The 3,640-nt window shown below is 48.6% G+C and carries 7 protein-coding genes; 3 read left to right on the top strand and 4 right to left on the bottom strand.

Translation table 11 applies throughout. The annotated features are described in order from the left end of the window. On the bottom strand, nucleotides 1-291 hold a 291-nt coding region (locus BHAP_RS11140), incomplete at its 3' end, for a transposase (protein WP_211279745.1). A 608-nt stretch (nucleotides 292-899) separates the two neighbouring features. After that, entirely contained in the window at nucleotides 900-1,133 is a 234-nt protein-coding gene (locus tag BHAP_RS12205; RefSeq protein WP_211279744.1) for a helix-turn-helix domain-containing protein, read from the bottom strand. Between the two features lie 149 nt (nucleotides 1,134-1,282). Between BHAP_RS12205 and BHAP_RS11130 the strand changes: the two genes are divergently transcribed. Both BHAP_RS11130 and BHAP_RS11125 read left to right on the top strand, forming a co-directional pair. Further along, nucleotides 1,283-1,543 carry a type II toxin-antitoxin system RelB/DinJ family antitoxin gene (locus tag BHAP_RS11130; protein ID WP_094730727.1) on the top strand — a complete coding sequence of 87 codons (261 nt, stop codon included), beginning with the start codon at nucleotides 1,283-1,285 and terminating at the stop codon, nucleotides 1,541-1,543. Further along, the gene (locus BHAP_RS11125) at nucleotides 1,536-1,817 is read left to right on the top strand and encodes a type II toxin-antitoxin system YafQ family toxin (RefSeq protein ID WP_094730726.1); all 282 of its coding nucleotides are present in this window, start codon (nucleotides 1,536-1,538) and stop codon (nucleotides 1,815-1,817) included. Before BHAP_RS11130 ends, BHAP_RS11125 begins: the two co-directional genes overlap by 8 nt. Before the next feature lie 109 nt (nucleotides 1,818-1,926). On the opposite strand, the gene BHAP_RS11120 is transcribed toward BHAP_RS11125, so the two are convergent. Then, entirely contained in the window at nucleotides 1,927-2,403 is a 477-nt protein-coding gene (locus BHAP_RS11120; protein ID WP_094730725.1) for a glutathione peroxidase, read from the bottom strand. 85 nt (nucleotides 2,404-2,488) lie between these two features. Then, the gene (locus BHAP_RS11115; RefSeq protein ID WP_094730724.1) at nucleotides 2,489-3,007 is read right to left on the bottom strand and encodes a ClbS/DfsB family four-helix bundle protein; all 519 of its coding nucleotides are present in this window, start codon (nucleotides 3,005-3,007) and stop codon (nucleotides 2,489-2,491) included. A gap of 200 nt (nucleotides 3,008-3,207) precedes the next feature. Here BHAP_RS11115 and BHAP_RS11110 point away from each other — a divergent pair. Continuing rightward, nucleotides 3,208-3,640 (top strand): transposase (locus BHAP_RS11110; RefSeq protein WP_211279743.1); only part of this gene is annotated, 433 nt, incomplete at its 3' end.

The following is a 3,640-nucleotide window of genomic DNA, read 5'->3' as shown; positions in this document are numbered from 1 at the left end:
GCTCTCCTCGCGCCGCCGGTAACGCTCGATCACGGCCGACTCGAACACCGCGCCCTTCAGTTTCGGTACCTTCAGGCTCATTTTCCCGGCCTTGACGGTCAGATCACGCTTGTAATGGCCGGCCCGGTACGCCTTGCGATCCCCGCTGCGCTCGTAACGGGCGGCGCCCGTGATCTCGTCGGCCTCGGCGTCGAGCATTGCGTTCAACGTCTCCTCGACGCTTCTACGGACCATCCGGTCCAGGGTGGTCTCCAACATGGCCTGGTCGACCTGTAGAATCTGCTGTGACATGGCTTCGTGCCCTCTTTCCAATCGCGATTTGTTTTGTTTGGCGACAGAAAATCGTACACAGGACACGAGCCATGCCCTTTCATCTCAAGCCCAAGCCAAAGTGCGCAAAATTTCGGGCCTTATCACTCTTGAGAATCTGAATAAAAGAAACAGCAACAATTATCAAAAAGGATGTCGCCGGTTCAAATCCGGCTAGCCCGACAGAGAGCCCTACTCCCGCATGGAATTTGGGTTTCACCGTTCGAGGCGGAAGGCCGCTGTGGTAACGATTCGGTAACGATGACCGCAGACTTTAACCTCAATTGGCCGTGCAGAAAAGAAAAATCCCCGGGGTTTCATGTTGTTTCGCATGAGTGACGTTCCGGGGCATTCGTCAGTAGCATAGCCATCATGAGTCCTGAAAGTCAACCCGTCACGCTTGCTGACCTGCAGCGATGGTTCTCGACCGAGCGCATGAGCACGTACGTGCGCTCCGCTCAGACGACCGATTGCGACGTGATCGACCTGTACGCGTGGAACGGACGGAATTCCAAGGGTTTTGGGACTCTTGGAATTCGGTGTTCTGCTTATCGGGTACAAATCGGGTACATTGCTAAAGTATCCGCTGTTTATCTCAGTGGAGTGACGAGCTGCTGTTCAATCCATGCATTGATATCTTGTTCCCGGTATCGTATGAGTCGTCCGATTTTTGCGTATGGGAGTTCCCGGTGTTCGTTCCTCCAACGGGCGAGAGTGCTGACAGGAATATTGGATCTCTGCTGTTTGCGCTGGTGTGAGGAGCGTATCGTGTGTGATGAAAGCGGGGTTCTTAGCTCATACGGGTATTCGTATTGGTGAGGCACTGGCTCTACGCTGTGGTGATGTTGATTGTGATGTCGGAATGTTGGTTGATTACGAAAATACAATCAGTTGATCGAGACCTTCATATTTAACGCGTCTCTTTTGTGTTACAATGTTTATACATTGTTATGTTTTTGTGAGGATGGTTGTGATGGCTGATACGACGACAATTAGTTTTCGGACGGATTCGCAAGTTAAGCAACAGGCGAAGGAATTGTATGAGTCGATGGGATTGGACCTGTCGACGGCATTGAATATGTTCCTGCGTCAGTCGTTGATTGATAATGGTATGCCATTCCGTGCGACGCGGGAGCACCCGTCAAATGTGGAGGCGCGTCGTCAAGTGAATGCTCATGAGGGTGTTGCGTTTTCATCCGTGGATGATTTGATGAAGGATCTCATGGATGCTTAAGTCTGTTTTTCGTACTACGCAGTTTAAGAAGGATTTTAAGAGTTTGCTCAAGAAGCATTATGATCCGGATAAGTTGCGTCGTGCTATTGAAGTGTTGATGGCTGAGGATCGTGATGTGTTGTCGACTCAGTATCGTGATCATGCGTTGGTTAATAATTGGAGAGGATATCGGGAGATTCATATCGAGGGCGACTGGTTGCTGATTTACCGGATTGATTGCCGTGAGCTGCAACTAGTACTGACCCGAACGGGATCACATGATCAACTGTATTAAGAGCGCGACCGTTGATCATGCTATTGCTGAGTTTTGGCTATGGAAATCGGGTACAAATCGGGTACATGGCTACCGCAACCCCTGCATATCAGCGCATCTCAACGTGAAGCTATATAAGCGCGGTGATATCTTTCTCGATGGCTGAAGGCTTGGTAGTAGGGGCATATCGTGTTATTACTTGACCATTGCGATCGATAAGGAATTTAGTGAAGTTCCACTTGATCGCACTGCCTAGCGTGCCGCTTTGCTGCTGTTTGAGCCACACGTACAAAGGATCAGTATCCGTTCCGTTCACGTTGATTTTGGCGAATGTAGGGAATTTCACGCCGTAGGACAATCGGCAAATGGTGCTGATTTCTTCGGAAGATTCCGGTGCCTGATTTGCAAACTGGTCGCAAGGGAATCCTAACACGTCGAAGCCACGCTCATGATATGCCTGCTGCAATGCTTCCAGTCCTTCGAGCTGCGGAGTAAAGCCGCAGTGCGTGGCGATGTTCACTACTAGCAACACTTCGCCTTGGTAATCAGCAAGGCTCTTCTTGCTGCCGTCGATGTTGGTAACGGTGAAGTCATAAATGGTGGTCATGATGTTTCTTTCTTGGTGTATTGCAATTTCATTTGTTTTTTCGGCTGGTTTTAATCTGAGGGGTGGATCGCATCCGTCTTAAGATTTATAATGCTAGCTTTTTCCATTTTCTAATCTTTGTTCTAAAAGTTCCAAATGGTGCGACAGTATTGACATGTATGAACTTATATACTTCCCAAGTCGCTGATTGAGTTGCTTCATCAGCCCATTTTCTCATATGCGGATTAAATAATTCTTCTTCGCTTAATGAGTCAATCATTGCATATATATCAGTCACATTTTCTTTTAATTTAGCTGTTAATATCTGTAACGAAAAATGTGCGTAGTTATCAGTAAACCATTGATATAGTTCACCTAGCTGATTCCATTTGAAGATATCTGATGGGGTATGTACTGGGAGTCCTTTTCTTTCATCTTCTTCCCATTTAAGAATTAATGTTGTCCAACCAACTTGATAAGCAAGATTTTCGGCTGGAGTTCTATCAACGTCATCAACTCTTTTATCTTTTAACGATTCTGGGATATTATTAAATTCTGAAATATACTTTTCGAAAGTATTATTAATTACATCTTTAAGTTCCTCTTTATTTGCATATTTTTTCATAAACTCGCAACTTCAATTTATTGTTATCTCTGTTTCTTAAGAATCAGTGTATCAGGGTCTGTCTCAAAGTCTAGAAGATAAGGCCCGAAATTTTGCGCACTTTGGCTTGGGCTTGAGATGAAAGGGCATGGCTCGTGTCCTGTGTACGATTTTCTGTCGCCAAACAAAACAAATCGCGATTGGAAAGAGGGCACGAAGCCATGTCACAGCAGATTCTACAGGTCGACCAGGCCATGTTGGAGACCACCCTGGACCGGATGGTCCGTAGAAGCGTCGAGGAGACGTTGAACGCGATGCTCGACGCCGAGGCCGACGAGATCACGGGCGCCGCGCGCTACGAGCGCAGCGGGGATCGGAAGGCGTACCGGGCCGGCCATTACAAGCGCGACCTGACCGTCAAGGCCGGGAAAATGAGCCTGAAGGTGCCCAAGCTCAAGGGCGCGTTGTTCGAGTCGGCCGTGATCGAACGCTACCGACGGCGCGAGGAGAGCGTCGAGGAGGCGTTGATCGACATGTATCTGGCCGGCGTGTCCACGCGTCAGATCGATGACGTCAGCCAGCTGCTGTGGGGCGACCGCATGCCCTCGCAGACCCTTTCCGACAAGCTCAAGCGCATCTACGCGGATATCGACG

The sequence above is a fragment of the Bifidobacterium hapali genome, assembly GCF_002259755.1.
Taxonomy (GTDB): Bacteria; Actinomycetota; Actinomycetes; order Actinomycetales; family Bifidobacteriaceae; genus Bifidobacterium; species Bifidobacterium hapali.
Note: the sequence above shows the minus strand (reverse complement) of the source record. Positions and strands in the feature narration are given on the sequence as shown.

Bases quoted from the DNA above. Each gene is read 5' to 3' on its own strand.
- BHAP_RS11130 (WP_094730727.1), top strand. From the start codon at position 1,283: ATGGCTGATACGACGACAATTAGTTTTCGGACGGATTCGCAAGTTAAG.
- BHAP_RS11125 (WP_094730726.1), top strand. From the start codon at position 1,536: ATGCTTAAGTCTGTTTTTCGTACTACGCAGTTTAAGAAGGATTTTAAG.
- BHAP_RS11120 (WP_094730725.1), bottom strand. From the start codon at position 2,403: ATGACCACCATTTATGACTTCACCGTTACCAACATCGACGGCAGCAAG.
- BHAP_RS11115 (WP_094730724.1), bottom strand. From the start codon at position 3,007: ATGAAAAAATATGCAAATAAAGAGGAACTTAAAGATGTAATTAATAAT.